This window comes from Arthrobacter oryzae (genome assembly GCF_003634095.1).
GTDB classification, from domain to species: domain Bacteria; phylum Actinomycetota; class Actinomycetes; order Actinomycetales; family Micrococcaceae; genus Arthrobacter; species Arthrobacter oryzae.
Genome location: NZ_RBIR01000002.1, coordinates 628,838 through 654,270, shown reverse-complemented (window position 1 = coordinate 654,270; position 25,433 = coordinate 628,838). Strand labels below are relative to the sequence as shown.

Annotated in this window: 27 protein-coding genes; 13 read left to right on the top strand and 14 right to left on the bottom strand. The window is 67.3% G+C overall.

The window, feature by feature from the left end; translation table 11 throughout:
* Positions 1-5: 5 nt before the first annotated feature.
* Complete coding sequence (locus tag C8D78_RS07340) at positions 6-1,439, bottom strand: TrkH family potassium uptake protein (RefSeq protein WP_120951553.1); 1,434 nt, start codon at positions 1,437-1,439, stop codon at positions 6-8.
* Positions 1,440-1,555: 116 nt separating this feature from the next.
* Here C8D78_RS07340 and C8D78_RS07335 point away from each other — a divergent pair, with 116 nt between their 5' ends.
* Entirely contained in the window at positions 1,556-2,779 is a 1,224-nt protein-coding gene (locus C8D78_RS07335) for an acetoin utilization protein AcuC (protein WP_120951551.1), read from the top strand.
* An 80-nt stretch (positions 2,780-2,859) separates the two neighbouring features.
* Positions 2,860-3,447 (top strand): ArsR/SmtB family transcription factor, encoded by a 588-nt coding sequence (locus tag C8D78_RS07330; RefSeq protein WP_120951549.1) that lies wholly within the window; start codon positions 2,860-2,862, stop codon positions 3,445-3,447.
* 69 nt (positions 3,448-3,516) lie between these two features.
* Here C8D78_RS07330 and C8D78_RS07325 read toward each other — a convergent pair whose 3' ends face one another.
* On the bottom strand, positions 3,517-4,860 hold the full coding sequence (locus tag C8D78_RS07325; RefSeq protein WP_120951547.1) for an alpha-hydroxy acid oxidase: 1,344 nt from the start codon (positions 4,858-4,860) through the stop codon (positions 3,517-3,519).
* A gap of 405 nt (positions 4,861-5,265) precedes the next feature.
* Here C8D78_RS07325 and C8D78_RS07320 point away from each other — a divergent pair, with 405 nt between their 5' ends.
* The 3 genes from C8D78_RS07320 to C8D78_RS07310 all read left to right on the top strand — a co-directional run bounded on the left by C8D78_RS07320 (position 5,266) and on the right by C8D78_RS07310 (position 7,136).
* Complete coding sequence (locus C8D78_RS07320) at positions 5,266-6,390, top strand: 3-deoxy-7-phosphoheptulonate synthase (protein ID WP_120951545.1); 1,125 nt, start codon at positions 5,266-5,268, stop codon at positions 6,388-6,390.
* Between the two features lie 222 nt (positions 6,391-6,612).
* Positions 6,613-6,834 carry a helix-turn-helix domain-containing protein gene (locus C8D78_RS07315; RefSeq protein ID WP_090951577.1) on the top strand — a complete coding sequence of 74 codons (222 nt, stop codon included), beginning with the start codon at positions 6,613-6,615 and terminating at the stop codon, positions 6,832-6,834.
* Positions 6,835-7,037: 203 nt separating this feature from the next.
* On the top strand, positions 7,038-7,136 hold the full coding sequence (locus tag C8D78_RS07310; protein WP_003792170.1) for a 30S ribosomal protein bS22: 99 nt from the start codon (positions 7,038-7,040) through the stop codon (positions 7,134-7,136).
* 218 nt (positions 7,137-7,354) lie between these two features.
* Here C8D78_RS07310 and C8D78_RS07305 read toward each other — a convergent pair whose 3' ends face one another.
* The gene (locus tag C8D78_RS07305) at positions 7,355-8,173 is read right to left on the bottom strand and encodes an HAD family hydrolase (protein ID WP_120951543.1); all 819 of its coding nucleotides are present in this window, start codon (positions 8,171-8,173) and stop codon (positions 7,355-7,357) included.
* 131 nt (positions 8,174-8,304) lie between these two features.
* On the opposite strand from C8D78_RS07305, the gene C8D78_RS07300 reads away from it, so the two are divergent.
* Positions 8,305-8,577: a glutaredoxin family protein gene (locus C8D78_RS07300; protein ID WP_120951541.1), complete on the top strand. Its 273-nt coding sequence runs from the start codon at positions 8,305-8,307 to the stop codon at positions 8,575-8,577.
* 74 nt (positions 8,578-8,651) lie between these two features.
* The gene (locus C8D78_RS07295; protein ID WP_120951539.1) at positions 8,652-9,347 is read left to right on the top strand and encodes a redox-sensing transcriptional repressor Rex; all 696 of its coding nucleotides are present in this window, start codon (positions 8,652-8,654) and stop codon (positions 9,345-9,347) included.
* A gap of 66 nt (positions 9,348-9,413) precedes the next feature.
* On the opposite strand, the gene C8D78_RS07290 is transcribed toward C8D78_RS07295, so the two are convergent.
* From C8D78_RS07290 to C8D78_RS07280, 3 genes are all read right to left on the bottom strand, one after another.
* On the bottom strand, positions 9,414-10,286 hold the full coding sequence (locus tag C8D78_RS07290; RefSeq protein WP_120951537.1) for a Yip1 family protein: 873 nt from the start codon (positions 10,284-10,286) through the stop codon (positions 9,414-9,416).
* A 250-nt stretch (positions 10,287-10,536) separates the two neighbouring features.
* A complete protein-coding gene (locus C8D78_RS19935; protein ID WP_244208306.1) occupies positions 10,537-11,295 on the bottom strand; it encodes a polyadenylate binding domain-containing protein in 759 nt (252 codons plus the stop codon).
* A 270-nt stretch (positions 11,296-11,565) separates the two neighbouring features.
* Positions 11,566-12,114, bottom strand: coding sequence for a YceI family protein (locus C8D78_RS07280; protein ID WP_120951534.1), 549 nt, complete (start codon positions 12,112-12,114; stop codon positions 11,566-11,568).
* 211 nt (positions 12,115-12,325) lie between these two features.
* Here C8D78_RS07280 and C8D78_RS07275 point away from each other — a divergent pair, with 211 nt between their 5' ends.
* Genes C8D78_RS07275 through ccsB form a run of 5 tightly spaced genes read left to right on the top strand, consistent with a single transcriptional unit; the run spans position 12,326 to position 17,270 of the window.
* Positions 12,326-12,991: a histidine phosphatase family protein gene (locus C8D78_RS07275; RefSeq protein WP_120951532.1), complete on the top strand. Its 666-nt coding sequence runs from the start codon at positions 12,326-12,328 to the stop codon at positions 12,989-12,991.
* A gap of 2 nt (positions 12,992-12,993) precedes the next feature.
* Entirely contained in the window at positions 12,994-13,614 is a 621-nt protein-coding gene (locus C8D78_RS07270; RefSeq protein ID WP_120951530.1) for a TlpA family protein disulfide reductase, read from the top strand.
* Positions 13,615-13,627: 13 nt separating this feature from the next.
* Positions 13,628-14,383: a cytochrome c biogenesis CcdA family protein gene (locus C8D78_RS07265; RefSeq protein ID WP_120951528.1), complete on the top strand. Its 756-nt coding sequence runs from the start codon at positions 13,628-13,630 to the stop codon at positions 14,381-14,383.
* Positions 14,383-16,158 (top strand): cytochrome c biogenesis protein ResB, encoded by a 1,776-nt coding sequence (resB, locus tag C8D78_RS07260; protein ID WP_120951526.1) that lies wholly within the window; start codon positions 14,383-14,385, stop codon positions 16,156-16,158. Before C8D78_RS07265 ends, resB begins: the two co-directional genes overlap by 1 nt.
* Positions 16,158-17,270: a c-type cytochrome biogenesis protein CcsB gene (ccsB, locus tag C8D78_RS07255; protein ID WP_208641894.1), complete on the top strand. Its 1,113-nt coding sequence runs from the start codon at positions 16,158-16,160 to the stop codon at positions 17,268-17,270. Before resB ends, ccsB begins: the two co-directional genes overlap by 1 nt.
* Before the next feature lie 696 nt (positions 17,271-17,966).
* Here the strand turns inward: ccsB and C8D78_RS07250 are convergent.
* The 3 genes from C8D78_RS07250 to C8D78_RS07240 all read right to left on the bottom strand — a co-directional run bounded on the left by C8D78_RS07250 (position 17,967) and on the right by C8D78_RS07240 (position 20,273).
* Positions 17,967-18,956, bottom strand: coding sequence for a hypothetical protein (locus C8D78_RS07250; protein WP_244208287.1), 990 nt, complete (start codon positions 18,954-18,956; stop codon positions 17,967-17,969).
* Between the two features lie 236 nt (positions 18,957-19,192).
* Positions 19,193-19,699 (bottom strand): GNAT family N-acetyltransferase, encoded by a 507-nt coding sequence (locus C8D78_RS07245; RefSeq protein ID WP_120951524.1) that lies wholly within the window; start codon positions 19,697-19,699, stop codon positions 19,193-19,195.
* A gap of 145 nt (positions 19,700-19,844) precedes the next feature.
* On the bottom strand, positions 19,845-20,273 hold the full coding sequence (locus C8D78_RS07240) for a PLD nuclease N-terminal domain-containing protein (RefSeq protein ID WP_120951523.1): 429 nt from the start codon (positions 20,271-20,273) through the stop codon (positions 19,845-19,847).
* Positions 20,274-20,402: 129 nt separating this feature from the next.
* On the opposite strand from C8D78_RS07240, the gene C8D78_RS07235 reads away from it, so the two are divergent.
* Positions 20,403-20,711: a DUF4229 domain-containing protein gene (locus C8D78_RS07235; RefSeq protein ID WP_120951521.1), complete on the top strand. Its 309-nt coding sequence runs from the start codon at positions 20,403-20,405 to the stop codon at positions 20,709-20,711.
* A gap of 224 nt (positions 20,712-20,935) precedes the next feature.
* Here the strand turns inward: C8D78_RS07235 and C8D78_RS07230 are convergent, their stop codons facing one another.
* From C8D78_RS07230 to C8D78_RS07210, 5 genes are all read right to left on the bottom strand, one after another.
* Complete coding sequence (locus C8D78_RS07230; RefSeq protein ID WP_120951520.1) at positions 20,936-21,817, bottom strand: 1,4-dihydroxy-2-naphthoate polyprenyltransferase; 882 nt, start codon at positions 21,815-21,817, stop codon at positions 20,936-20,938.
* A 71-nt stretch (positions 21,818-21,888) separates the two neighbouring features.
* On the bottom strand, positions 21,889-23,034 hold the full coding sequence (locus C8D78_RS07225) for an AMP-binding protein (RefSeq protein WP_120951518.1): 1,146 nt from the start codon (positions 23,032-23,034) through the stop codon (positions 21,889-21,891).
* 22 nt (positions 23,035-23,056) lie between these two features.
* Complete coding sequence (locus tag C8D78_RS07220; RefSeq protein WP_120951516.1) at positions 23,057-24,010, bottom strand: 1,4-dihydroxy-2-naphthoyl-CoA synthase; 954 nt, start codon at positions 24,008-24,010, stop codon at positions 23,057-23,059.
* Between the two features lie 21 nt (positions 24,011-24,031).
* Positions 24,032-24,472 (bottom strand): VOC family protein, encoded by a 441-nt coding sequence (locus C8D78_RS07215; RefSeq protein ID WP_120951514.1) that lies wholly within the window; start codon positions 24,470-24,472, stop codon positions 24,032-24,034.
* 140 nt (positions 24,473-24,612) lie between these two features.
* Complete coding sequence (locus C8D78_RS07210; protein WP_120951512.1) at positions 24,613-25,374, bottom strand: CPBP family intramembrane glutamic endopeptidase; 762 nt, start codon at positions 25,372-25,374, stop codon at positions 24,613-24,615.
* Between the last annotated feature and the right edge of the window lie 59 nt (positions 25,375-25,433).

The following is a 25,433-nucleotide window of genomic DNA, read 5'->3' as shown; positions in this document are numbered from 1 at the left end:
AGGAACTAGCCAATGATCGGTCTCTCTTCCGGATAGTGGTACAGCTGGGTGCGCTGGCGCAGGGCCAGGGCGGCGGCAAGGGTGACAGTCCCGACGCGCCCGGCAAACATGAGCACGACCAGGACGTAGACCCCCGACGGCGGCAGTTCGGCACTGAGATTGGTGCTCAAACCGACCGTGGCGAAGGCGGAAATCGTTTCGAACAGAACCCGGTCCAGGGAGGCGCCGCTGATGTGCAGGAGCAGGAGGGCTGAGACCGACACGAGGGTGGCGCCGGCGACGATCACCGAAATGGCCACCCGCATGGTGCCCTCGGGGATGGTCCGGCCGTAGATCTTCACGTCCGCGTCGCCGCGGGCTTCGGCGGCGATCGCCAGGAACATCACGGCGATGGTGGTCACCTTGATGCCGCCGGCTGTGGAGGCGGAGCCGCCGCCGGCGAACATGAGGGCATCGGAGAGCAGCATGGTGGTGGAGTCCATGTGGTTCTGGTCGACAAGGTTGAACCCGCCGGACCTCAGCATGACGGAGGCAAACAGTGAATGCGTGATTTTGTCGCCGATGTCCATGCCGCCGATGGTGCGCAGGTTGTCCCACTCCAGGAAGCCCCACAGGAGCGCCCCGCCGGCCAGGAGGATGAAGGACACCTGGATGGTCAGCTTGGTGTGCAGGTTCCATTTCTTCCAGCGCAGCCCGTTCTGCTGCAGCACCATGACCACGGGGAATCCCAGGCTGCCCAGGAACACGCCGATCATGAGCGGCACAAGGATCCAGAGATCCGTTTGGTAAGGGACGACTCCGTCGGAGTGCGGCGTGAATCCTGCGTTGTTGAACGAGGAAATCGCATAGAAGACGCCGTGCCAAAGGGCCTGCGGGAAACTTTCCCCGAGGGCAAGGAAGCCGGGGACGAGGACCGCTGCCAGGGCGCCCTCGATCACCAGGGACGTCACGATCACGATCCTGAGCAGGGTGCCCACCTCGCCGAGCCGGCCGGCGTTGTTCATGGCTTCCTGGGCTATCAGCTTGCCGCGGACGCCCAGTTTCTTGCTGACCATGAGCGCCAGCAGTGACGCGAGGGTCAGGGTGCCCAGGCCGCCGACGAATATGCCGACCAAAATAACCAGCTGGCCGAAGAAGGACCAGTGCACGGCCGTAGAGACCACAGTCAGGCCTGTGACGCAGACGGCGGATACCGCCGTGAACAGGGCCTGGTGCAGCGGCGTGGCCTGTCCTGTCGCGGATGACGCCGGGAGTGAGAGCAAGGTGGTGAAGACCAGGATCGCGATGCCGAACGCCGTGAGCGCCAGCCGGGCCGGCGAGCTGTTCGCGATGCCGTCGATGAAGTCGCGCAGGCGTGTGAAGATCCACAGGCCGTCCCGCTCCGGCATGCCTGGCTGCCAGCTGGCCGGGCTCGTGGACCTCGACTGGCTTTGCGTCATGTTTTTCCTCGGTTGAAACTGCTTCCCCCAGTAGTAAACCACTAAATTCCGCGTCATGGCCGGGGAGCACCGTGCGCGCGCGGGAAGCCGGGGGACGCTCGGGTAGCCTGTGATTGATGACATTCCTGCCGGGACTCGCTCAGACCGCGCCACCAACGACGGTGGTGTGGGCCCCTGCCATGACCGCGTACAACTTTGGCCACAGCCACCCGATGGCGCCCGAGCGCATGGAGCTCACGGCGAAGCTGGCCGGCAGTCTGGGACTGCTGGCGCTGGACCACGTCACGGTCGCGGCCCCGGAAGTCGCCACCGACGAGGAGCTGCAGTCGGTCCACACGCCCGAGTTCGTCGCCGCTGTCCGGCGCGTGAGCGAGAACCCGGGCGCCCCGGACGAAGCCAGGGGCCTGGGCACCGAGGATGACCCCGCCTTTGCCGGCATGCACGAGGCCAGTGCCCGGCTCGCCGGCGGTTCCCTGCTGGCGGCCGCTGCGGTCCTGGACGGCAGCGCGCTGCGGGCCGTGAACTTCGGCGGCGGGATGCACCATGCCTCCCGGGACCGCGCCAGCGGTTTTTGCATCTACAACGACGCCGCACTCGCCATCCAGCGCCTGCTCGACGGCGGCGTCCGGCGCGTGGCGTACGTCGACGTCGATGCGCACCACGGCGACGGGACGCAGAACATCTTCTGGGACGACCCCCGCGTCCTGACGATTTCGCTGCACGAATCCGGGTTGACGCTCTTCCCGGGCACCGGCTTTGCCAATGAAATCGGTGGACCGAACGCGCAAGGCAGTGCCGTGAACGTCGCTCTTCCGGCCGGCACGGCCGACGCCGGGTGGCTCCGGGCCTTCCACGCCGTCGTGCCGCAGCTCATTGGCGCGTTCGAACCGGAAGTCATCGTGAGCCAGCACGGCTGCGACTCACACCGGCTGGATCCGCTCACCCACCTGAACATCAGTGTGGACGGCCAGCGTGAGGCCGCCACCGCGATCGGCAATCTCGCCGCGCGGTACTGCGGGAACCGGTGGATATCCACCGGGGGCGGCGGCTACAACGTGGTGAGCGTGGTGCCGCGGTCCTGGAGCCACCTCATAGCCATCGCCGCGGGGCGCCCGGTCCCGCTGCGCACCCCGGTGCCGGAGGACTGGCGCAGCTACGTCCGGGACAAGTACGGGGCCAGGTTCGGGGTGGAGCCCCCGGAATTGATGGGGGACGACGTCGACCTCTGGTGGCGGTCCTGGGAGGTGGGGTTCGACCCCAACGACGCCGTGGACCGCAGCGTCATGGCCACCCGCAAGGAAGTATTTCCGCTGCACGGACTGGACCCCTGGTTCGACTAGTTCCGGGCCGGGAGCGGGGCCCGTGCCGGGCCGGCAATTTGTGGATGCCATCTGGCGTATATGTCGCTAGTGTGGAGGGCATGGTGACAGACGACGTATTTGCCGTCATTGCTGAGGCAACCAGGCGCGACATCCTGGTAGCCCTGCGCAAGGGGGACAAGGCGGTGGGGGAGCTGGTCGAGGAGCTTGAAGCAAGCCAGCCCACCATTTCCAAACATCTCAAAGTCCTTCGGGAAGCGGACCTGGTGAGCATGCGTGCCCAGGGCCAAAAGCGCTACTACACGCTCAACCCCAAGCCCCTCGCCGGGATCGCCAGCTGGCTGCAGGCGTTCGATATCCTGCCCTCCGCGACGCCGGATGCGGCCCCGGAGCGCCATCCCGGATTAAACCCGGCAGCTGTCCCGGACGGCCTGGCCGCGGCTGCCGGCCCGCAGCCCGCCGCAGCGCCTACGGGCGCGGAATCCGCTGCCGCCCAGGTTGCAGCCCAGCCCGCCGCGACCTTGGCGGGCCGTCCTGCCGGCAGCCCGCTGAGCGCCGCCGTCGTCATCCCGGTGGGAACGGCCGGCGAGGACAAGATGCCCCAACAGATCGGGCGGACCGTGGGCCGTGCCGCCACCCGCGCCGCGGACCTCCTCGCCAACCTGCCGAAGTTCGGCCGCAAGAAGTAACCCAACTCGCTCGCGGCAGGGGCTGCTCTGCGCGCTGAGAACGGCCCCTGCTGCGAGTCAGCTGGCCGCCTACTTTGTGAGGATCCGGACGTGGTCGGGGGTGAGGTCTGCGATGCGGCTGACGCCCAGCAGGGCCATGGTGCGTTGCATGTCTTTTTCCAGGATTTCCAGGGTCCGGTCCACGCCGGCGCGGCCGCCGGCCATGAGTCCGTAGAGGTAGGCGCGGCCGATCAGGGTGAAGTCCGCGCCGAGGGCGACGGCCGCGATGATGTCGGCGCCGCTCATGATGCCGGTGTCCAGGATGATGGCGGCGTCGCTGTGGTCGGCCTTGAGGGCGGCGGAGACTTCGGGGAGCAGGTGGAACGGGATGGGTGCGCGGTCCAGTTGGCGGCCGCCGTGGTTGGAGAGCACGATTCCGTCCGCGCCGTGGTCCGCCACCTTGCGGGCGTCCTCGACTGTCTGGATGCCCTTGACCACGAGTTTGCCTTTCCAGGTCTCGCGGAGCCAGTCGAGGTCGGCGTAGGTGAGGGTGGGGTCGAACATGGAGTTGATGAGGTCCGCGACGGTGCCGGTGTAGCGGGAGAGGGAGGCGAAGGTCAGGGGTTCGTGGGTGAGGAAGTTGAACCACCACGCGGGCCGGTAGGACGCGTCCAGGACGGTTTTGAGGGTCAGTGCGGGCGGGATGGTCATGCCGTTGCGGACATCGCGGAGGCGGGCGCCGGCGACGGCGGTGTCGACGGTGACCATGAGGGTGTCGTTGCCGGCCGCGGCGGCGCGTTGGATCAGTTCCAGGGACCGGTCCCGGTCCGTCCAGAGGTAGAGCTGGAACCAGTTGCGTCCGGTGGGTGCGGCGGCGGCGACGTCCTCGATGGATGCGGTGCCCATGGTGGAGAGGGTGTAGGGGATCCCGGCGGCCTCTGCGGCCTGGGAGCCGGCGTATTCGCCTTCGGACTGCATCATCCGGGTGAAGCCGGTGGGCGCGATCCCCACGGGCAGCCGGGACGGTCCGCCCAGGATGTTGGTGCTGAGATCGATGTGGGAGACGTCCCGCAGGATCCCGGGCCGGAACTCGATGTCCAGGAAGGCCTGGCGGGCGCGGCGGAGGGTGATTTCGGCTTCGGCGGCGCCGTCGGTGTAGTCGAACGGGGCTTGGGGCGTGCGGCGCTTGGCCTGGTCGCGCAGATCCCAGATGGTGCTGGCCCGGCGAAGCTTTGCGGCCCGGCCGAAGTCGGGCTTCTTGAACTGCATGAGGGGCGCAAGGTCCGCGTACTTGGGCGCTCGGCGCTTCAAGGCTGCAGGAAGCCGGCGGGCGTCTTGCCCTGCACCAGAGGCTCCGGCCGCCTGGACATCCGGCGCAGCCGACTGGGACGTTGTGGGTGCCTCTGGATTGTCGGGCGGGAAGGTCTGCGTCATGGCGTCCTCCATAGCGGTCTGTTGCTCGGGCTGAAGTCCCATCACACTCTAGGCCGTGACGGGGCGAGACTGGCGGCAGATCGCGGCAGTGTCTGCCGCCGGCACTGCCCGGCCATGCCTTCCGCCGATCCCGGGGCGGTGGCGCTGCATCCCCGCGGCCCGGGGTGTGGCGCCGGAAATATTACGCCCCGCGTTTGCCCCGGCCGCGGCTCCGGGGCTATGGTCGTGGCTATGACTAACCGTTGGTATGCGTATTTTTCGTTGGCTCTGGAGGAGCCCGCGTCTAACTGACACGCACCCAACTTTCCTTCAGAGCCAACAGGGCAGAGATCATTCTCTGCCCTTCGCCATTTCTCCGGCGGGTTCTGATCAGGGCCCGCTCCGCATCCGGAACAGGACCCGAATATGAGCATTCAAGCAGCCGCCGGCACCCAGCACCCCACCTCGAACCTGCGCGTCAGCGAGTTCACCGCGCTGCCCACCCCGCAGGACCTGATGGCCGAGCTGCCGCTGGAGTCCCGCATGGCGGAGGTGGTGGGACGTGGCCGCGACCAGGTCCGCGCCATCATGGACGGCGTGGATGACCGGCTGCTCGTGATCGTGGGCCCCTGCTCCATCCACGACCCCAAGGCAGGCCTTGAATACGCCCGCCGGCTGGTCAGCCAGGCCGAGAAGCACCGCGAAGACCTGCTGATCGTCATGCGCACCTACTTTGAGAAGCCGCGCACCACGGTGGGCTGGAAGGGCCTGATCAACGACCCCCGGCTGGACGGCAGCCACGACATCGCCGCGGGCCTGCGCGCGGCCCGGGCATTCCTGCGGCAGGTCACGGCGCTCGGCCTGCCGACGGCCACAGAGTTCCTCGAGCCCATCAGCCCCCAGTACGTCGCGGACCTGGTCGCCTGGGGCGCGATCGGCGCCCGCACGACCGAGAGCCAGATCCACCGCCAGCTGGCCTCCGGGCTCTCAATGCCGATCGGCTTCAAGAACGGGACCGACGGCGATCTTCAAGTGGCGCTGGACGCCTGCAGCGCGGCCGCTGCCGCCCAGGCATTCCTTGGGATCGACGACGACGGCAGGGCCGCGCTGGTGGCCACCGCCGGCAACCCGGATACCCACGTCATCCTCCGCGGCGGACGCAAGGGACCGAACTACGCCGCCGCCGACGTTGAAGCCGCGTCCGCCAAACTCGCCGCCAAACAGCTGAACCCCCGGCTGATCGTGGACGCCAGCCACGCCAACAGCGGCAAGAGCCACCACCGGCAGGCCGAGGTCGCGCTCGAAATCGGTTCCCAGCTGGAAGGCGCCGGTGCCGCTGCAGGGGCGATCGCGGGCGTCATGCTGGAGAGTTTCCTGGTGGGCGGCGCGCAGAATCTCGACGTCAACGCCGGCGGCCAAACCGGTGAAGCCGGGAGGGCCGGACTGGTGTACGGCCAGAGCGTCACGGATGCCTGCATGGACTGGGATGTCACGGCCTCGGTACTCGGCCAGTTGGCGGCCTCGGCACGTACCCGCCGGACCCGCGCCTGAGGCGGGAGCCAGCGTGCCGGCGCGGGAACATTGGACGGCGTGCCGGCCGGGGAGGGTTTCGGGATTCCTGCGGAAAGTGCGTAGGGAATCCTGAGGAAGGCTTTCACATTGGCACCATCAGCAACTAGAGTTGCTGTCACATGGTTGTTTGATGGCTCAGCATCGGCACACCGCCATGGCATCAGATGGGGCTGCCGTTCGCTTGAGCAAAGGAATAGAGAAATGTCTACGGAGGCCAACTTCTCCAAGGCCCGTTTTTTGACCGTGGCCGAAGTCGCGGAACTCATGCGGGTATCAAAGATGACCGTGTACCGTCTTGTGCACTCGGGGGAGATGCCGGCCGTCCGCTTCGGCCGCTCTTACCGAGTGCCGGAAAACGCCGTCGAACAGTACCTCAAGGGTGCCGTCGTCGACCGGACTGACGGCCACGCCGGGACGGGCTGAAGGCCCGCGGCAACTTTCACAGCATGAATCGACTGCTTTAGGCCCGCACATGGCCCGCGGTCGAAGGGTGCCCCGCAGAGGCGGTACCCTGTTAAGGAACGTTTTACGTCATTGTAAGAACCTGTCCGTTGTTTCAGTCTGCTGCTTAGCCCGCGGACCCTTCCCAACAGGCAGGTACTGCATCTAGCCGGTAAGGAACTTTCGTGGGTTCAGTTATTAAGAAGCGTCGCAAGCGTATGGCCAAGAAGAAGCACCGCAAGCTGCTTCGCAAGACGCGCCACCAGCGTCGCAATAAGAAGTAGTAATACTTCGGACTGCATGAAATGCCCGTTGCCTTCCAGGCGGCGGGCATTTCTCTTGCCCTGCGGGGGCGGAATTCGCGCCGGATCCGGACACGGGCCACGGAATCGGCGCACGGCGCACCGGATCCGCGCCGCGCGGGTCCGAAACCGCCGCGCGCGTCCGAAACCGCCGCGCGGGTCCGAAACCGCAGCGGAAACGCGGCGGGCGCGCCGAGGCCTTAGCGGTTGGGTCCGCGGAAGCGGGAGAACCCCCGCCACAGGCCGTAGATGGCCCCTCCGACCGTGGCGGCCTTGAATCCCAACGTGGCGGCGCGCCGGCCCGAGCGGAAGTCATAGACCGGCCAGTTGTGCTCGCGGGCGTAGCGGCGCAACTTGGAGTCGGGGTTGATCGCGACCGGGTGGCCGACCATGCTCAGGAGCGGGATGTCATTGTGGGAATCGCTGTAAGCCCAGCAGCGTTTGAGGTCCAGTCCGTGCTTCTCCGCGATTCCCCGGACTGCAACCGCCTTGGCGGGGCCATGGAGGATATCTCCTACGAGCCGGCCCGTGTAGGAGCCGTCCAGGATCTCGCCCACGGTGCCCAGCGCCCCGGTCAGGCCCAGCCGGCTGGCAATGACGGTGGCCACCTCGATCGGCGTGGCCGTGACCAGCCAGACTTTACGCCCGACCCGGAGGTGCTGCTCGGCCAGGGCCTTGGTTCCGGGCCAGATCCGGGACTCAATCATCTCGTCGTAGACTTCTTCGCCCAGAGCTTCGATGTCCTTCGCCGTGATCCCGGCTGCCAGCGTCAGGGCGGAATCGCGGACGGCGTGGACATCATCCATGTTCTCCCCGCGCAGCACGAACATGAGCTGCTTCCAGGCGAAACCGGCAGCCTGCGGCAGGGTGAACGCGCCGCGCTGGTGCAGCTTGCGCGCCACGTGAAAGAGGCTCGCGCCCTTCATGAGAGTGTTGTCGACGTCGAAAAATGCGGCCTCGCCATGCTGCGTCGATGCAGCAGGCTCGCTGGCCACAGCGACGTATTTCTCCTCGGGCATGCCACGAGTCTAGTCAATGACCGACGCCGGGCGGCCCGTTGCGTGCGCGACGCGGCGCAGGACTGCGGCGCGCGCCCGGCGGACGTCACCGCACGTCGACGCCGAAGCGGCCGCCGGGCTACGGTGGACGCATGAGCACGCCCGCGTCTTTTCCCGATGTAGTACTGATCACCAAAGCTGACTGCCACCTGTGCGTGGAGGCTCGCGCCGCCGTCGGCCGGGTCACTGCCGCGCTGGGAATCGGATGGACGGAGCAATCAGTGGACCAGGACGCCGCGCTGAGGGAACGCTTCGCCGAGGAGATACCGGTGGTGCTGGTGGACGGTGTCCAGCGGGATTTCTGGAAGATTGATGAAGCCCGCCTGACACGGACGCTGCAACGGCTACTCGGCCAGCCGTCCTGACGACTGGCTGCTTTGTTGCGTGATGAGCCGGGGCCCTAGAGTGGGAAGCACAACGCGACGCAATGGAGCAGATAGTGACTTCGCTGGATTCATCTCCCGAGGCTGTGCCCGGGGGAGCCGGGACTGTAGCCAAACAGATTCCGCCCGCGGCCGTGGCTCGGCTGACCATTTATCTGCGCGCCCTGACCACACTGCTGGCTGACGGGGTGGACAGGGTCTCGTCCGAATCCCTGGCCGAGGCATCCGGGGTCAGCTCCTCGACGCTGCGCAAAGACTTGTCCTACGTGGGCTCCTACGGGACCCGGGGCGTGGGATACGAGGTCCAGTACCTCAACCGCAAAATCGCGGCCGCACTCGGGCTGACGCATGACTGGAAAGTCGCGATCGTGGGGGCTGGCAACCTGGGCAAGGCACTGGCCCGCTACGGCGGATTTGAGTCGCGGGGCTTTGATATCGTCGCCATTTTCGACGCCGACCAGATGGTTGTGGGCAGCGAGGTCGGCTGGCTGCGTGTCAGCGACTCCGCTGACCTCGAACCGGTCCTGCAACGCACGGGCGCCAACATGGTGGTCCTTGCGTTACCCGCCGCCGTCGCCCAGGATGTCTGCGACCGGGTGATCGCCGCCGGCGTGCGGAGCATCCTCAGCTTCGCGCCGGTAATGCTGCAGGTCCCGCCGGGAGTCAACCTCCGCAAGGTCGACATGGCAACTGAACTGCAGATCCTGGCGTACCACGCACAAAGGGCGCAGGATCCGGAGGACGCCGACTAGGGTCGGCGGAACCCTCCGGTTCCCGCGCCCGCTGAGCGGTTCTCCGCTGAGTAGGTTTTTGCGCAGTTACTTCCCGAATGGAGCCCCGGGCTGCCCGTAGGGGTTGGCGAAGGACTGCCGCTTCTGGAAGTAGGGCGAGGCCGCGGGCAGGTACAGCAGCACGATGGCCGCGATGCCGAGAAGTGCCGCCAGGGTGGCGAAACTGACCGGGAAGAGGTTGAAGATCGATAGTGCGGCGAACACGGTGCCCAAAATACGGGCCCAGTTCTTACCCCGGCGGACATTAAACGCGACCAAGGCGTACAGCCCGGCGCTGATGACCGCGAACACCACGATGGTTCCGATCAGGATTCCCTTGATGGAGTTGAAGTCGACCTTGGTGCCACTCGTTGCCATCTGCTGCTCGAACATCTGCCGGACCGCAGGAGTGTCAATGGTTCCCAGAGACACCAGCATGGAAATGACCCACACTGCTCCGGCTGCCACGATCAGCCAGAACGCGGTAGTCACGAGCTGGGGGACACCGCCCGATACCTGCGGCTGCTCGGACGGAAACTGGGCGTAGGGCGACTGACCGTACTGCTGGCCATATTGGCCGTTCTGGCCGTAGGCGGGGGGCGTCTGCTGGCCGTACTGCGGGGTGTTTTGGCCGTAGGCGGGGGGCGTCTGCTGGCCGTACTGCGGGGTGTTTTGGCCGTAGGCTGGGGGTGCCTGCTGGCCGTACTGCGGGGTCTGCGGCGTGTTCTGGCCGTAGGCCGGGGGTGTCTGCTGGCCGTACTGCGGGGTTTGCGGCGTGTTCTGGCCGTAGGCGGGGGGTGTCTGCTGGCCGTACTGCGGTGGCTGCGGGGTTTGCGGGGCGCTTTGGCCGTGGCCCGTGGTGGATTCCGCGCCGGGCTCGGAATCGTTGGGAGGTGATGGCTGGACTGGCGGGTTGCTCATGAGCGGTCCTTTGCGTGTAAATCACTGTATCGGCCACCGGGACCAGCGATCCTGCCCTGCCCCCAGCATGGTTTAGCTCCACCGTACCGCGGGCCAGCCGCCGTGCGGATCATTCCGGAGAGGTATTCTCAGCCCTCTTTTGGACACCGCTTTTCGAACCCCGGAGGGGCCGCGCCAGGCCTGCGGCGGGACGGGCGTAGGGCCGCCCCTGCAGCGCAGCCATCAGGCTGGTCCCAACGAAGCTTCGGTCTTAGATCCGGCCCCGTTGGGCGGCAAACCATGCCTGCGAATTCGGCACCCACATGAGCACGGTTGCCACGAGGCTGATGATGAAGCCTGGCAGGCTTCCGCCGGCCTTGCCCTCCGCGACGCCCGCGCTGACGAGTGCCAGCACCAGCGAGATGCCAACAAGAATGGTGAGGGCGAAGCGGGCCCATTCCCGGCCCTCTTTCATCTTCATTGCCAGAATGATCTGCGCGGTGGCCAGTGCGAGTGCCACCAGTACCAGCAGAAGCACCAGGAGCCCCACCGCGGGTACGAACGCGATGAGGACGAACGATCCGAACAGGCCAATGATTCCGCCGAGGAGGCCCAGGAACCCGCCGATGACCCAGATCCAGTACGAGACCTTCAGCTCGGTGGGCATCGCAGTGACCTTGAATATGCCGGAGAGGCCGCCCGCGGGCAGCGCGTCGCTGAACGTCCTGGGACGGTCGGCGGGCATTTGGAAGCGATTCCCGCCGCTGGATGCGGGCTGCCCCTGATACCCGGTCGGCGGCTGGTACCCCTGCGGCGGCTGGTAGCCGGGCTGCCCCTGGTACCCCTGCGGCGGCTGGTACCCCGGAGTGGGCGCCGGGTGAACCGGGGGCTGCTCGGGGCCGGCCCCAACCGGGGGCTGCTCGGGGCCGGCCCCAACCGGGGGCTGCCCGGGGCCGGCCGGCGGGACGTTGTCCGAGGGCGGGGGCGTGCCGCCGGGCTGCTCCGGCGGCACCTCATTGGGGTTGTTCATGGCACACACTGTAGACCGCCATTTCCCCGTTATCTAGGGAAAAGAGGCCCCTTCCGGAGCCGCCCAGGCGGCCTGGCCCGCGACGTCTCCGGGTAACGCGGGCGGCCGCATTAGTGGCAGGTGCGGCGGCACGGCCGGCCGGCGCGCCCGCGTCAGCACCGGCGGCTATTACAACAGCGCCCCGCTTCATCGCGAGGATGAAGCGGGGCGCTGGAGACGGATGCCGACGTCGGGCGGCGGGTCCGTACGCTGCTAGCTACGCTGCACTAATTACGCAGCGGGAGCGATGAAAGCCAGTTCCAGGTTGATGGCAACCTTGTCGCTGACCAGCACGCCGCCGGCCTCGAGGACCGCGTTCCAGGTCAGGCCGAAGTCCTTGCGGCTGATGGTGGTTTCGGCGGACAGGCCTGCACGGGTGTTGCCGAAGGGATCGACGGCCACGCCGTTGAATTCGGTCTCGAGGGCAACCGGACGGGTGACGCCCTTGATGGTGAGGTCGCCCTGGAGCTCGTAAGCGTCGCCCTTCGGGACGATGGTGTTGGAGACGAAGGAGATCTCGGGGAACGTCTCTACGTCGAAGAAGTCTTCGCCGCGGACGTGTCCGTCGCGGTTGGCATCGCCGGAGTCGAAGCTTGCCGTCTTGATCGAGGCATTGACCTTGGAGTCGGTGACGTTCTCGGCGAGGTCCAGGGTGGCGGCGGCATCGGTGAACTGGCCGCGGACCTTGCTGATGCCCGCGTGGCGGACGGTGAAACCGATCTCGCTGTGCGACGGGTCGAGGGTCCAGGTGCCGGTGGTGACGTTAGCGGGAAGTGCCATGATGGTTCTCCTTGAGTCGGGTGGGTACTAGCGGTTCGTCTGATCGTTAGTTGAAAGCTCATTGGTTGAAATCTCAACTAACTGCTTCACCCAGTATAAACATGCATTTGCATCTTTTATTCCAACTCCAGGGAACATTTTTCGAAACTCTTCAGTTCTACCTCCTGTAGAAGATTTCAGATCGACCGTCATCTTTGAGAAACTGGTAGACATGCCCCAAGCCACTGTTCATTTGCTCCGCCACGGCGAGGTCCACAATCCCGATGGTGTCCTGTACGGCAGGCTGCCGGAATTCCACCTCTCCGACCTCGGCCAGGATATGGCCCGCATGCTGGCGACGCACTTCAGTGAGCGGTCCGAGCAAGGGGCCAGGATCGTCCACCTCGCCGCGTCTCCGCTGACCCGGGCGCAGGAGACTGCGCAGCCGATCGCCGTCGCCCTGGGCCTTGAGATCGCCACCGACGCCCGCATCATCGAGGCCGCCAACTATTTCGAGGGCCTCCACGTCTCCAAAGCGGAGCTGCTCCGGCCCAAGCACTGGGCCCGGCTGTACAACCCGTTCCGGCCGTCCTGGGGCGAGCCGTACAAGGAACAGGCGGCGCGCGTCATCGCGGCCGTTCAGGATGCGCGCGTCCGGGCCATCGAGGTGGGCGGCGACGGGGCCGAGGCCATCCTCGTCAGCCACCAGCTGCCCATTTGGGCCACACGGCTCAGCGTCGAGGGGCGGCCGCTGTGGCATGACCCGCGCAAGCGCGAGTGCACTTTGACGTCCCTGACGTCCCTGGTGTTCGACGACGCCGGCGCCCTGGTCCGGGTGGACTACAGCGAGCCGGCCGCCGCCCTGCTGCCCGGTGCGTCCAGCACCCCGGGGGCCTGACCATGGCCGAGAACCGCCGCGCGCAGACTCCACTGTCCCGCCGCAACGTCCTGACGGCCGGCGGCGCCGCCCTGGCCGCAGTGTTCGGCCTGTCCGGCTGCGCCCAGGACGACGCCCTCGCCAAGCAGGCCAAGGCAGGGGACAACAAGAACTACGTGGCCGGCGACGGGTCCGTGACCGAGTTCGCCGTGGCCGACCGTAAGAGCCCCGTGGAGCTTAAGGGGACGCTGTTCGACGGCACCGCGGTCACCTCGGCGGACTTCGCCGGCAAGGTCACGGTGCTGAATTTCTGGTTCGCCGCCTGCGCCCCGTGCCGGATCGAGGCGCCTTCCCTCGAGGCTCTCCACCAGGAGTTCAAGCCCCAGGGCGTGCAGTTCTTCGGCGTGAATCTTCGCGACGAGAAGGCCACGGCCGACGCGTTCGACACGACCTTCAAACTGACGTACCCGAGCTTCAATGACAAGGACGGCGCCGTGCTGCTGGCCGTCTCGGGCCTCGTCCCGCCCGGGGCGGTGCCCACCACCCTCGTGCTGGACAAGAAGGGCCGCGTCGCGTCCCGGGTGCTCGGCGAGATCCAGCGGGGGACCCTCAAAACCCTCATCGCCGCCGTCGTGGCCGAGTAGCGCGGTCCGCACCGTGAACAGCCCCTTCGCCGAAGCCATCCTGAACGGATCGCTCCTGCTTGCCATCCCCGTCGCGCTCCTGGCCGGATTCGTCTCCTTCCTCTCGCCCTGCGTTCTTCCGCTCGTGCCCGGTTACCTGGGCTACGTCACCGGGCTGACCGGCGTCGACCTGCAGAAGCAGCGGCGCGGCCGCATGCTGGCCGGGATCGGGCTTTTCGTCCTCGGCTTCTCCGTGATCTTCGTGCTCCTCGGCGGGGCGTTCGGGCAACTGGGCAGCCTCATCACCGGCTCGCAGAACAAATGGATTACCCAGGTGCTGGGCGTCGCGGTGATTTTCATGGGCGTCGTGTTCATGGGCGGGTTCGGCTGGCTCCAGCGGGACGCCAAGATCCACGCCAAACCCCCGGCCGGGCTGTGGGGCGCGCCCCTGCTGGGCATCACCTTCGGGCTGGGCTGGGCGCCGTGCATCGGCCCCACCTACTCCGCCGTCCAATTACTGAGCCTCTCCGGCGGCTCATCGGCTGCCAAAGGCGCGTTCCTGGCGTTCGTGTATAGCCTTGGGCTGGGCATCCCCTTCCTGCTGATCGCCCTGGCCGTGCGCCGCGGCGTGGGCGTGATGTCCTTCTTCCGCAAGCACCGGCTCGCCATCCAGCGCACCGGCGGCGGCATCCTGATCCTGCTGGGCATCCTGATGGCCAGCGGCGTGTGGGGTACCTGGGTCTCCGGGTTGCAGTACTGGTTCCAAACCGATGTGAAATTGCCGATCTGATGAGCGAGCGCGTGAACGTAAAGAAGAAGAAGTCCCCGAAGCCCGACGCCGTCCTGCCTGCGCTGGGTCCGCTGGGCATGCTCCGGTGGGCGTGGACGCAGCTGACCAGCATGCGCACGGCGCTGTTCCTGCTGCTGCTGCTGGCGGTCGCCGCCGTGCCCGGCTCGCTGTTCCCGCAGCGCCCGGCCAACCCGGCGATTGTCACGCAGTACATCAAGGACCACCCGGACTACGGCAAGATCCTGGACTCGCTTCAGCTCTACGACGTCTACTCCTCGGCCTGGTTCTCCGCGATCTACCTCCTGCTGTTCGTCTCGCTGATCGGCTGCGTCATCCCGCGCGCCATCGCCCACTACAAAGCGATGCGCTCCCAGCCCCCGCGGACCCCCGCGCGGCTGTCCAGGCTCCCGGAATACGGCACCCTGGTCATTCCGTCCGACGCCGGGATCCCGGCGTCGGACGCCATCTCCACCGCAGCGGAGCTGCTGAAGAAACGCGGATACCGGGTCGACATCAGGGACCGCGACGGCGCCCGCCCCTCCCTGGGTGCCGAGCGCGGCTTCTTCAGGGAAGTCGGCAACCTCGTCTTCCACACTGCGCTGATCGGGGTGCTGGTCTCGGTGGCCGCCGGCGGCCTCTTCGGCTACAGCGGGCAGCGGATCCTGGTGGAGGGCGACACCTTCGTCAACACCCTGGTCGGCTATGACCAGTTCTCGCCCGGCACCAATTTCCAGAGCAGCCAGCTCCAGCCGTATTCGGTCCAGCTGGACAAGTTCAACATCACCTTTGACCGCGAATCGAAGGGCAAGTTCGGGCAGCCCATCGACTTCACCGCCGCCGTGACCACGAAGGAAAACCCGGGCGCGCCCGCCAAGAAGGAAGTGCTCAAGGTCAACGACCCCCTGAGCCTCGGCGGCACCAGCGTGTACCTGACGGGCAACGGTTACGCCCCCGTGGTCACCGTCCGCGACGGCGCGGGCAACATCGCCATGCAGGGTCCCGTCGTGGCCAAACTCCAAGGCGAGAACTACTACTCTTCCGTGGTCATCAAAGTCCCGGACGCCAAGCCGGACCAGCTCGCCTTCGCGGGGTTCTTCCTGCCGACCGCCTTCGTCACGGACAAGGGCGTCTCCTTCAGCGGTGACCCCGAGCTCATCAACCCGCAGCTGACCCTGAACTCCTACTACGGCGACCTCGGCCTGAACGCCGGTTCCCCGCAGAACGTCTTCGAACTCGACGTCCAGAAGCTGACACCGCTCAACGCCAGGAACCTGCCCACCAAGGGCATCGTCCTGGCACCGGGCAGCCGCTACACGCTGCCGAACGGCAAGGGCTCCATCAGCTTCGACGGCGTGAAGCGCTACATCGGCGTGGACATCCACCACAACCCCGGCCAGCTGTACGCGCTGATCTTTGCGCTCCTGGCCGTCGGCGGGCTGGTCACTTCGCTGTACGTAAACCGCCGCCGCGTCTGGGTCCGCACCGGCACCCACGAGGACGGCCGCACCATGGTGGAGTACGGCCTGCTGGCTCGCGGTGAAGACCACCGCCTGGCCGGGGAGGCCGCAGCCATCCGCAAACTCCTGGCCGGCGAATGGCAGTTAGCGGAGGACGCCACGCGCGGCTCCCAGCCCGTTCCCAGCAGGACAACGGATAATGACCGGGCGGATACCGCCGCGAACGGCGGCGGCGCCACGCACGCCACCCCTGAACAACCCGCAGAAGACTTCATCCAGTCAACAGCCGGCTCGTCCGAGTCGAAGAAGGATCAGTAATGTTGTTCTCGATCAACGAAACCATGGGCCAGTACAGCGAGCTCTTCATGCTCCTGGCAGCCGGCACGTACACGGTGGCCTTCATCGCCTTCGCCTGGGATCTGGCCAAGAGCAGCAAGATGCTGCGCGCGGTGGACCTCAAGGCCGCGGAACTCGCCGGTCAGGCGACGACCCCCGAGGCCGCGCGCGTACCCGTCGGCGTCGGTGCGGCGGCCGCGGGCGGCAACATTGACCGCGCCGATTCCGACGTCAGCGGACCTGCGGGCCGCGCCGAGCGTCCGACGTCGGCCGCCTCCGGCAGCCGCGCGACGGCGGGCATGACCGCCGATGGCAGCATGCGCTACGGCGGCGAGCGGCGTGCCCCGGCCCGGGTTGCCGTCGCGCTGACCGTCCTGGGCGCTGCAATCCATGCCGCCGGCGTCATCACCCGCGCGCTCGGCGCAGGCCGGGTGCCGTGGGGCAACATGTACGAATTCCTCACCACGGGCGCCTTCGTGGCCGTGGCGGTCTTCCTCCTGGTGCTCATCCGCCGCGACCTGCGCTTCCTGGGCACATTCGTGATCGGCCTGGCCATCATCATGCTTGTCGCGGCGTCCATCGCCTTCTGGACCCCCGTGGGCCACCTGGTGCCGGCGCTGCAGAGCTACTGGCTGCTCATCCACGTTTCCATCGCGGTGATGTCCTCGGCGCTGTTCACCCTGACGTTCGCCATGTCCGCGCTGCAGCTCGTGCAGTCGCACCGGCAGAAGACGATCGCCGCCGGCGGGGCCGACAAGCTCGGGTTCATGCGCCTGGTACCGAACGCCCTGAGCCTGGAGAACCTCTCCTACCGCATCAACGCGATCGCCTTCGTCGGCTGGACGTTCACCCTCATGTTCGGCGCGATCTGGGCGGAGAAGGCCTGGGGCCGGTTCTGGGGCTGGGACACCAAGGAGGTCTGGACCTTCGTGATCTGGGTTGTCTACGCCGGATACCTTCACGCCCGGGCCACCCGCGGCTGGACCGGAACCCGCGCCGCGTGGCTGTCGATCGTCGGCTACCTGTGCGTGGTCTTCAACTTCACGATCGTGAACCAGTTCTTCAACGGCCTGCACTCCTACTCCGGGCTGTAAACCTGCTCGGGCGGTGAACCTGCTCGGGCTGTGAACCGCGCCGCAGAGCTGCAAGGCCTCCGCGATGCGCCACGCCTCCGCGATTTGCCACGAATGGCCGCCAAACTTCCCGTTTGGCGGCCTTTCGTGTCAGGTGGGTGCGCTATGGGGCGGTTGGGGCGGCGTGGTGCCGGTCCTCTGTCGATTCGCCTCAGATGGCCGCTATGGGACCGCGCTTAGCGGCCTTTCGCGTCAGGTGGGTGCGTTCTGCGGCGTTGGGACGGCGTGCTTCCGGCCCTCTCTCGATTCGCCTCAGATGGCCGCTATGCGACAGCGCTTAGCGGCCATTTGTGTCAGGTGGGTGCGCTTTGTGGCGGTTGGGGCGGCGTGGCGTGGCGTTGAGGCTCTGAGGTTGCGCCTGCCTCGGCCGCGCGCCTGGGGCGGAGCGGGCCCAACCTCACCGCACACCGGGGGCTGCGCGCTCGACCTTAATCGATTCGCCTCAGATGGCCGCTATGGGACCGCGCTTAGCGGCCATTCGTGTCAGGTGGCTGCCCTACGGGGCGGTTGGGGCGGCGTGGCAGGGCGTTGAGGCTCTGGGGTTGCGCCTGCCTCGGCCGCGCGCCTGAGGCGGAGCGGGCCCGACCTCAAAGCACGCCGGGGGCTGCGCGCTCGACCTTAATCGATTCGCCTCAGATGGCCGCTATGCGACCGCGCTTAGCGGCCATTCGTGGCAGATGGCGGGGGTGTGGGGCGAGCGCGTCGACGCCGCCCCGGTTTCGGCACCGAGGCGGGAGTCCAGCCACGCTCAGTCAGCGCCGCACGCACGCGGGTAACTGCGGCCGGCTCCATCCCGGGGGCGAACGGGGTCAAGTGCCATTGGGTCAATACGACGACGCGCCACCCGGCATCCCTGGCGTTCTCATCCCGGAAGATGTCGCTGCGACGCTGGGCCGGAGTGGCATGATGCCCGCCGTCGAACTGGATCGCTACCTTTTCCTGCTCGTAGGAGAGGTCCGGGTCTTGGATCCAACCGCCGGACTCGTCGAACATCGGGACGTTGATTCCGGGTTCGGGCAGGCCGTGCCGAATCAGAAGTAGCCGGAGCTCGGTTTCTTTGGGGGAGTCAGTGCTGGCGCGAATCAGGGAGCGGGCACGCATGGCGCGGCGGTAGCCCGGCCTGCCTTGCTTCCCGGCGAGGAATGCGTCCAGCCTGTCGAGGGTGGTCAATGGATTTCTCCGCCGCAACAGGAAGTCCCCGGCAATTATCAATTCATCGAGGCTTAGTATGCCGGCGAGATCGAACCATGTCCGCAGCGGGGAGGTGCAGCTCGCTCTGGCACCGGACACGATCTCCTCCGGTTCGAGTGTCCGCTGATGCCCCACCACGTTTTTGTGCCGGACAGCCCGCCGGCCCGGCCGACTCGTCAGGTGGATGACCGCCAGGTTCTCCACGGCCCGCGGCAGGGGGAAGCCCCACAGCGCTGCCGCCGACAGATGGCTTACGACTGCGCCCGTCACCGCTGTCAGGGCATGCACGCGTTTCAGCAAACTATCCGGGATGGCGGCGGTGGCGCGCACTCCGTAACAGGGGGTGACGAGGTCCTGGGCCCGGGTCCGTCGTCGGCTCAGCCCGGCGGTGCGGGCCTCGGCCATTGTGAAGGGCCGGTGTCGAAGGTGCGGGGGTAGCTCCCGGGGCTCGCGCATATGAGCATTCTGCCCCCGCGCCGAAAGGGCTCGGGACTTATCCACAGCCCGGCCATGGAGTGGGGGAGGAGTCGGCAGCGTGAGTGGCAGGCGCGGAGCCGATGCGTGGCGGCGATTTGCCGGATATGGCCGCTTTGAGGGTGGAATTCCGGCCGTCCGGGGCGAATGGCCGCAGCTGTGTGATCCGGGGCAACAGCGGGTCCCGCATCACACGAAGGCACAGGCCTCTCAGCGGACTATGGGCTCGGCTCACTGGTTCGGATCCAGTAGCGCCACGCGGCGCTGGTTTCACTATCGGATTCTCGTTCGAGGATGCCGCCTTGGCGCTCGATCGTCCTTGCGGAGCCGCCGTTGCCGGCCTCGCAGACAACGAGCAGCCGGTCCATACCGAGCACCCGGGCCTCGTCCACCATCTGGCCGAGTGCCCACGTGGCCAGGCCGCGTCGGCGAGCGGACAGCCGGATACCGTAGCCGATATGCCCGGCCCACTGAACGAAGTCAGTGAATTCGTGCCGCAGCGCGATCCCGCCGAGTACTTGGTCGTCTTCGATGATCCACCGGTATGTGCAACGTGCGGCGTCATCGGTGAGCCGCGCCACCCAGGCTGCAAACCCGGCTTCTGAGTTGACCTCGTCGGTCGGCAACAGTCCGAAGCCATCCTCATGGAGGCCGGCACCCCACTCGGCATGTGCCGTGAGCCAGGCGCCGTGCAGGCGTTCGGTAGGGGCGATCAGGTCGGGCATGCCGCAACTATATCGATCCGGGGCAACGGTCGGTCCAGCCTGCCGAAGGAACGCCGAGGGAACGCCGAATTGGCCATTCGAGCCCTAAATCAAGCGCCACTTTCGACGAAAAATCACTACCGGCCGGGAGGGCGCGGGAGCTTCGCTACTTTACTTCGTCCGTGCCCTGCGTGCCGGCGTCGCCGGGCTCGTGGGCATCGCCGGCGCCCTGGGTGCCGCCCGCTTCCGCGGCGCCGTCGTCGAGCTTGCGTTCCTTGGCGTCGAGCTCGTCCTTGAGCTTTTTGCGCCTCTCGGCCTCGGCCTGGTTGCGGCGGCGGATTTCAAGGTTGCGCAGGAAATCGGGGTCGTCGTCGGGTGCCACGGGGTGGCTGTAGGGGACGGGAGCGGTATCCGTGGCACGCGGGCGTCCAATGAGGAACCACAAGGTGGCGCCAACGAGAGGGAGGAGGATTTGCACGAAGATCCAGGCCGTCTTGGAGATCCCCCGAGTCAGTCTTGCGTCAGTGCGGATGAGGTCGACCAGTCCATAGACGAATACGGCCAGTATGACGATCGGAACCACTACACGGAGCATGTCTTCAGTCTAGCCGTCAGGCGGCTCGACGTCGCAGGTCCCCGGCGCCCGGTACGGGCCCCCGGCGTCGCGGGCCGGGGAGTGGTGCGGCCGACGCGGGGCGGCCGTCCCGGCGGCTAAACTTGAGGGGTGGCTTTCCTCAAATACACCCTGATTCGGCTGGCGCTGTTTGCGCCCCTGTTCGCGCTTTTCCTGTACCTGCAGCTGGGGGTGCTGCTGGCTGCGCTGTGCGCCGGGATGATGGCCTTTGCCATCAGCTTCCTGTTCTTCCAAAAGCAGCGCGATGCGGCCACCGCGACCCTTCACCACCGGTTCTCGGGCAAGGCCAAGCCGTTGCGCAGTCCGGGCGAGGTTGCCGACGCCGAGGCCGAGGACCGCCTGGTTGACGCAAACCCGGACATCGCAGTCCAGTCGGACCGCCGCCCCAAGGACTCCTAGCCGCCGCGGCAGAGCCCCGGCACGGTCGCGGATCCGGTAGGGGGCTCCTCCCGGCCGCGCCCTGAACTGTGCCCCGGAAGGGGACCCGGCAGGGCCTCTCCCGGGGCGGCCTCAACGGCCGTTGAAGGGCTGTGCCCCCAGGGACTCCGCACGCAGAGACCGTGGCCCGAGCCCGGGCCCGGCCCCCGCCCGCAATCCAAAAGCGGCGGCTCGCCGCCAGGGCCCTAGAAGCCGTGGCTCAGGACGAGCCCGAGTGAAAACAGCGCGGCGAAGCCGAGGTTGATCATCCCGGTCTGCTTGAGGACCGGAATGAGGCTCTTGCGGCGACGCCCGGAGATCATCAGCCAGGACGGCATGAGGATGGCAGGGATCAGCAGCAGCACGATCAGCATCCACGGACGGGTGGGGGCCAGGACGATGACGAGCAGGATCGCGACGGCCAGCATCAGAACGTAGCTTTCGCGGGCGTGCTTGTCCCCGAGCCGCACTGCCAGGGTCTTCTTCCCGGCCTTCCTGTCAGTCGGGATGTCCCGGACGTTGTTGGCCATCAGCAGGGCGCACGCGATCAGCCCCGTGCCGATCGCGCCGATGATGGCGGCCACGCTGAGCCGGCCCGCCTGCGTGTAGGTGGTGCCGAGCGTTGCCACGAGACCAAAGAAGACGAACACGAAGACGTCGCCCAGGCCGAGGTAGCCGTAAGGGTTCTTGCCGCCCGTGTAGCCCCACGCGGCCAGCACGCAACCGATGCCGACGAGTATGAGCCACCAGGCCTGCGTGATGATCACGAGGATCAGGCCGAACAGCATCGCCAGCCCGAACGCCGCGAACGCCGCCCGTTTGACGTGCTCCGGGCTGGCCGCGCCCGAGCCCACCAGCCGCAGTGGGCCCACCCGGTCCTCATCCGTGCCGCGGATGCCGTCCGAGTAGTCGTTGGCATAGTTGACCCCGATTTGCAGGAGCAGGGCGACCATAGCGGCCAGCAAGGCGTTGAGCAGGATGAACGAATCCATCTCGTACGCGGCTGCGCTGCCGATCAGCACCGGCGCGATCGCGGCGGGCAGGGTGCGCGGTCGGGCGCCTTGGATCCATTGTGCGGCTGTGGCCACGGTCAGTACCTCATTGGTTGGTTGAATACTCGTTGGTTGGTTCAAAGGCCGGTCTGTAAGCGGCGGCTTGTCTATTTTCCCTGATGCAGCGCGTCCAGCAGGACCGTCATGCTCATTCGGTCCGGTTTGCCGTTGGGCAGCATGAGCAGTTCGGCGGCGGGCAGGACCGTTTTCGGTGCCAGCGGCCCCAGGGCCGGCCCCCACGTCTGGGCCCGCCGTGCCGCGAACGCCGCCAGGCCTTCCGGGGTGCTGTCGGCCACCGCCACGTACGCGGCGAGGGCCTGGCCCCACTCGGCGGAGGGGACCCCGGCCACAAACGCCGCGCGCACGCCGTCGAGCTTCTCCAGCTCAGCCTGGACCTGCGCGGCCGACACCTTGAGCCCGCCGGTGATGACGACGTCGTCGGCCCGGCCGAGGACGGTCAGCTTCCCGGTGGCGTCGATGGAGCCGAGATCGTTGGTCCGGTACCAGCGGACGCCGTCCTTTACCGTGAAGGTCTCTGCCGAGAGCTCCGGGGCCGCCAGATAGCCGGCCGCGATGGTTGCCCCGCCCAGCAGGATGCGGCCATCGTCCTCCACCCGGACCAGGACATCTTCGAGCGGGAAGCCGTCATACACGCAGCCGCCGCAGGTCTCGGCCGATCCGTAGGTGGTCACCACCTTCACCCCGGCGTCACGGGCCGCCGCGAGGAGTTCCGCCGAGGCGGGGCCGCCGCCGAGCAGGATGGCGTTGAAGCGCCGCAACACGGCCAGGGTCGCGGCCGAGGGCGAGTCCAGCAGCCGCCGCAGCTGGGTGGGCACCAGCGAGGTGAAACGGATCTTATCGGTGAGCTCCAACGCCCCGGCCGTGAAGGCCTCCGGGGTGAAGCCGCCGGTCAAGTCCATGACCCAGGGGCGGGTGCCGGCGAAGAGTGAGCGGACCAGCACCTGAACGCCGGCGACATATTGCAGGGGGAGCGCCAGCAGCCACTGGCCCTCGCCCTTCAGGGCAAAGGCGGTCGCCACTGACGAGGCCGCCAGGGCATCGACGGTGAGGACTGTTGCCTTCGGCGCGCCGGTGGACCCGGAGGTCCGCACCACGACGGCAGCGTCCTCCACCCCGGGCGTTTCGGGGAAGGCCGGCACCGGTGAGCCGTCCGGCCCGGCGGCGAGCTCGACGGCGGGTCCCTCGCCCTGGAGGGCAGCAGCCAGCGCCTTGAGCGCGGGCTCGATGTTCATGGCTCCGGAAGTCACAACGCCCCTAGAAGTAGTACGGAAATTTGGACCAGTCGGGGTCGCGTTTTTCGAGGAAGGCTTCCTTGCCCTCCACGGCCTCATCGGTCATGTACGCCAGGCGGGTGGCTTCGCCGGCGAAGACCTGCTGGCCGGCCAGGCCGTCGTCGGCCAGGTTGAAGGCGAACTTGAGCATGCGGATGGCCTGCGGGGACTGCCGGGCGATGTCGGCGGCGTATTCCAGGGCGACGTCCTCGAGGCGGGCGTGGTCCACGGCCTCGTTCACGGCGCCCAGGCGAACCATGTCCTCGGCGGAATATTCGCGGGCCAGGAAGAAGATCTCCCGGGCCGACTTTTGGCCGATCTGGCGGGCCAGGAGCGCCGAGCCGTACCCGGCGTCGAAGCTACCCACGGTGGCGTCGGTCTGCTTGAATTTTCCGTGCTGCCGGGAGGCGATCGTGAGGTCCGAGACCACGTGTAGGGAATGGCCGCCGCCGGCCGCCCAGCCGTTGACGACGGCGATGACCACCTTGGGCATGGTGCGCATGAGCCGCTGGACTTCCAGGATGTGCAGCCGGCCTGCGCGGGCGGGATCGATGGTTTCCTTTGTCTCGCCCTCGGCGTACCGGTAGCCGTCGCGGCCGCGGATGCGCTGATCCCCGCCGGAGCAGAACGAGTGCCCGCCGTCCTTGGCCGACGGGCCGTTGCCGGTGAGCAGGACGGTGGCCACGTCCGGGGTCATCCGGGCATGGTCCATGGCGCGGTAGAGCTCGTCCACGGTGCCGGGGCGGAAGGCGTTCCGGACCTCGGGCCGGTTGAAGGCGATGCGGACGGTGGGCAGGTCCCGGACCACTTCTCCCGCGGCGGAACGCTCCACCTGCCGGTGGTAGGTCATGTCCTGGAAGTCGTCGAAACCGGACACGGTGCGCCACCGGGTGGGGTCAAAGACGTCGGATACCTTGGCGGGGATTTCGTTACTCACAGTCCGAGTCTAGTAATCGGCTCAGCTGATGCAGAACTCGTTGCCTTCCGGGTCCGCCATGGTGTGCCATTCGTGCGGTCCCTGCCGGGCCGTCCACAAGAAGGTTGCGCCGCGGGCCTCCAGGGCCGTGCGCACCTCGTCCTTGTCTGCCCCCGCGAGCCTCACGTCCCAGTGGACCCGGTTCTTGGCCGTTTTTTGTTCCGGCACCGTCTGAAAGAGAATGCGCCGGGCCGGCGATGTGGCGTCGAGTTCTTCGGGCGGACGGATGGCGGCCCCGGCATTCCACACGAGGTTCCCGCGATGTACCCGGGTGTCCGCCTCCGTCGCGAAGCCCTGCTCGATCATGGACCGGATGAAACCGGCGTCCTGCGGCTCCACGGCCCAGTCCAGGGTTTCGGCCCACCAATCGGCGAGGCTGTGCGGGTTGATGCAGTCCACGGCGATCTGGATGTTCAGTGTCATGGAAAGAACCTACGACGCCGGGGCCCGCGCCGGAAGGTGCCCGGGCCGAGGAAGTTCCTCCCGTTTCCAAGCAACGCGGGGTCACGTACCGCCCATGTTGGGCCCCGGGATGGGCCGTAGGTGACCCCGCGTTGGTTTGGCTAGCCCTGGACGTGCTGGAGCTGTTCGAGGACCTCCGGCGGAATCGCGTAGACGAAGACCACCGCCAGAAGGTTCTTGGAGGCGTGGACGAAGTAGGAGAACATCACGTTGTTGCCGGTCCAGACGTACACGAACACCAGGACGGCGCCCATGGCGAGGTAGGGCATCAGCACCTGCAGGGTCATTTGCTCCTGGCCCACGATGTGCATGGCCGCGAACAGGACCACGGACAGCGCACAGCAGAACCAGAGGTTGATCCTGCGGCTCAGTTTGCCGATCAGCAGGTGGCGGAAAATGTATTCCTCAACGAACGGGCCCACAATCACCAGCAGCGGTACCATGAGCCAGGCCGGGACCTGCTGCATGAGCGCCTGCAGCCCGGCCTGGTTGGCGGAGGTCTGCACGGGCCCGCTGACGGCTACCAGGACCGCGGTGAGGATGAGCATCGCCACCACGGCCAGCGGCACCATGAGTGCGGTGAACCACGGCCGCGTGGCAAGGACGCGGAGGTCGCGTGCGGCGACGCGCCGTGCGGCGGCCAGGGCCAGGGCGCCGATGGTCGCGTAAAAGATCAGGTTCACCGCGTAGGACGCGACGGCAGGATTGGGCGAAATGCGCAGCAGCGCCGGCGCCAGCAGCTCGCCCGCCACGGCGAAGAAGGCGGCCACGGCCACGTAGAGCCCGGCGGTGATGAAATCGAGCCGGGAGAACCGGTATAGCTCCGGTTGCGGCGCTGGTGGTGTGCGGAGAGCTGTGCCCATGTCCTCAGCCTAGCGCCGGTCGCCACGGTGGGCCGCCGGAAATGGCTAACGCCCGGGCC

Bases quoted from the DNA above. Each gene is read 5' to 3' on its own strand.
- C8D78_RS07320 (WP_120951545.1), top strand. From the start codon at position 5,266: ATGAGCATTCAAGCAGCCGCCGGCACCCAGCACCCCACCTCGAACCTG.
- C8D78_RS07335 (WP_120951551.1), top strand. From the start codon at position 1,556: ATGACATTCCTGCCGGGACTCGCTCAGACCGCGCCACCAACGACGGTG.
- C8D78_RS19935 (WP_244208306.1), bottom strand. From the start codon at position 11,295: ATGAACAACCCCAATGAGGTGCCGCCGGAGCAGCCCGGCGGCACGCCC.
- resB (WP_120951526.1), top strand. From the start codon at position 14,383: ATGAGCGAGCGCGTGAACGTAAAGAAGAAGAAGTCCCCGAAGCCCGAC.
- C8D78_RS07290 (WP_120951537.1), bottom strand. From the start codon at position 10,286: ATGAGCAACCCGCCAGTCCAGCCATCACCTCCCAACGATTCCGAGCCC.
- C8D78_RS07275 (WP_120951532.1), top strand. From the start codon at position 12,326: ATGCCCCAAGCCACTGTTCATTTGCTCCGCCACGGCGAGGTCCACAAT.
- C8D78_RS07325 (WP_120951547.1), bottom strand. From the start codon at position 4,860: ATGACGCAGACCTTCCCGCCCGACAATCCAGAGGCACCCACAACGTCC.
- C8D78_RS07245 (WP_120951524.1), bottom strand. From the start codon at position 19,699: ATGCCCGACCTGATCGCCCCTACCGAACGCCTGCACGGCGCCTGGCTC.
- C8D78_RS07225 (WP_120951518.1), bottom strand. From the start codon at position 23,034: ATGAACATCGAGCCCGCGCTCAAGGCGCTGGCTGCTGCCCTCCAGGGC.
- C8D78_RS07210 (WP_120951512.1), bottom strand. From the start codon at position 25,374: ATGGGCACAGCTCTCCGCACACCACCAGCGCCGCAACCGGAGCTATAC.
- C8D78_RS07340 (WP_120951553.1), bottom strand. From the start codon at position 1,439: ATGACGCAAAGCCAGTCGAGGTCCACGAGCCCGGCCAGCTGGCAGCCA.
- C8D78_RS07330 (WP_120951549.1), top strand. From the start codon at position 2,860: ATGGTGACAGACGACGTATTTGCCGTCATTGCTGAGGCAACCAGGCGC.
- C8D78_RS07280 (WP_120951534.1), bottom strand. From the start codon at position 12,114: ATGGCACTTCCCGCTAACGTCACCACCGGCACCTGGACCCTCGACCCG.
- C8D78_RS07300 (WP_120951541.1), top strand. From the start codon at position 8,305: ATGAGCACGCCCGCGTCTTTTCCCGATGTAGTACTGATCACCAAAGCT.
- C8D78_RS07270 (WP_120951530.1), top strand. From the start codon at position 12,994: ATGGCCGAGAACCGCCGCGCGCAGACTCCACTGTCCCGCCGCAACGTC.
- ccsB (WP_208641894.1), top strand. From the start codon at position 16,158: ATGTTGTTCTCGATCAACGAAACCATGGGCCAGTACAGCGAGCTCTTC.
- C8D78_RS07250 (WP_244208287.1), bottom strand. From the start codon at position 18,956: ATGCGCGAGCCCCGGGAGCTACCCCCGCACCTTCGACACCGGCCCTTC.
- C8D78_RS07240 (WP_120951523.1), bottom strand. From the start codon at position 20,273: ATGCTCCGTGTAGTGGTTCCGATCGTCATACTGGCCGTATTCGTCTAT.
- C8D78_RS07315 (WP_090951577.1), top strand. From the start codon at position 6,613: ATGTCTACGGAGGCCAACTTCTCCAAGGCCCGTTTTTTGACCGTGGCC.
- C8D78_RS07215 (WP_120951514.1), bottom strand. From the start codon at position 24,472: ATGACACTGAACATCCAGATCGCCGTGGACTGCATCAACCCGCACAGC.
- C8D78_RS07305 (WP_120951543.1), bottom strand. From the start codon at position 8,173: ATGCCCGAGGAGAAATACGTCGCTGTGGCCAGCGAGCCTGCTGCATCG.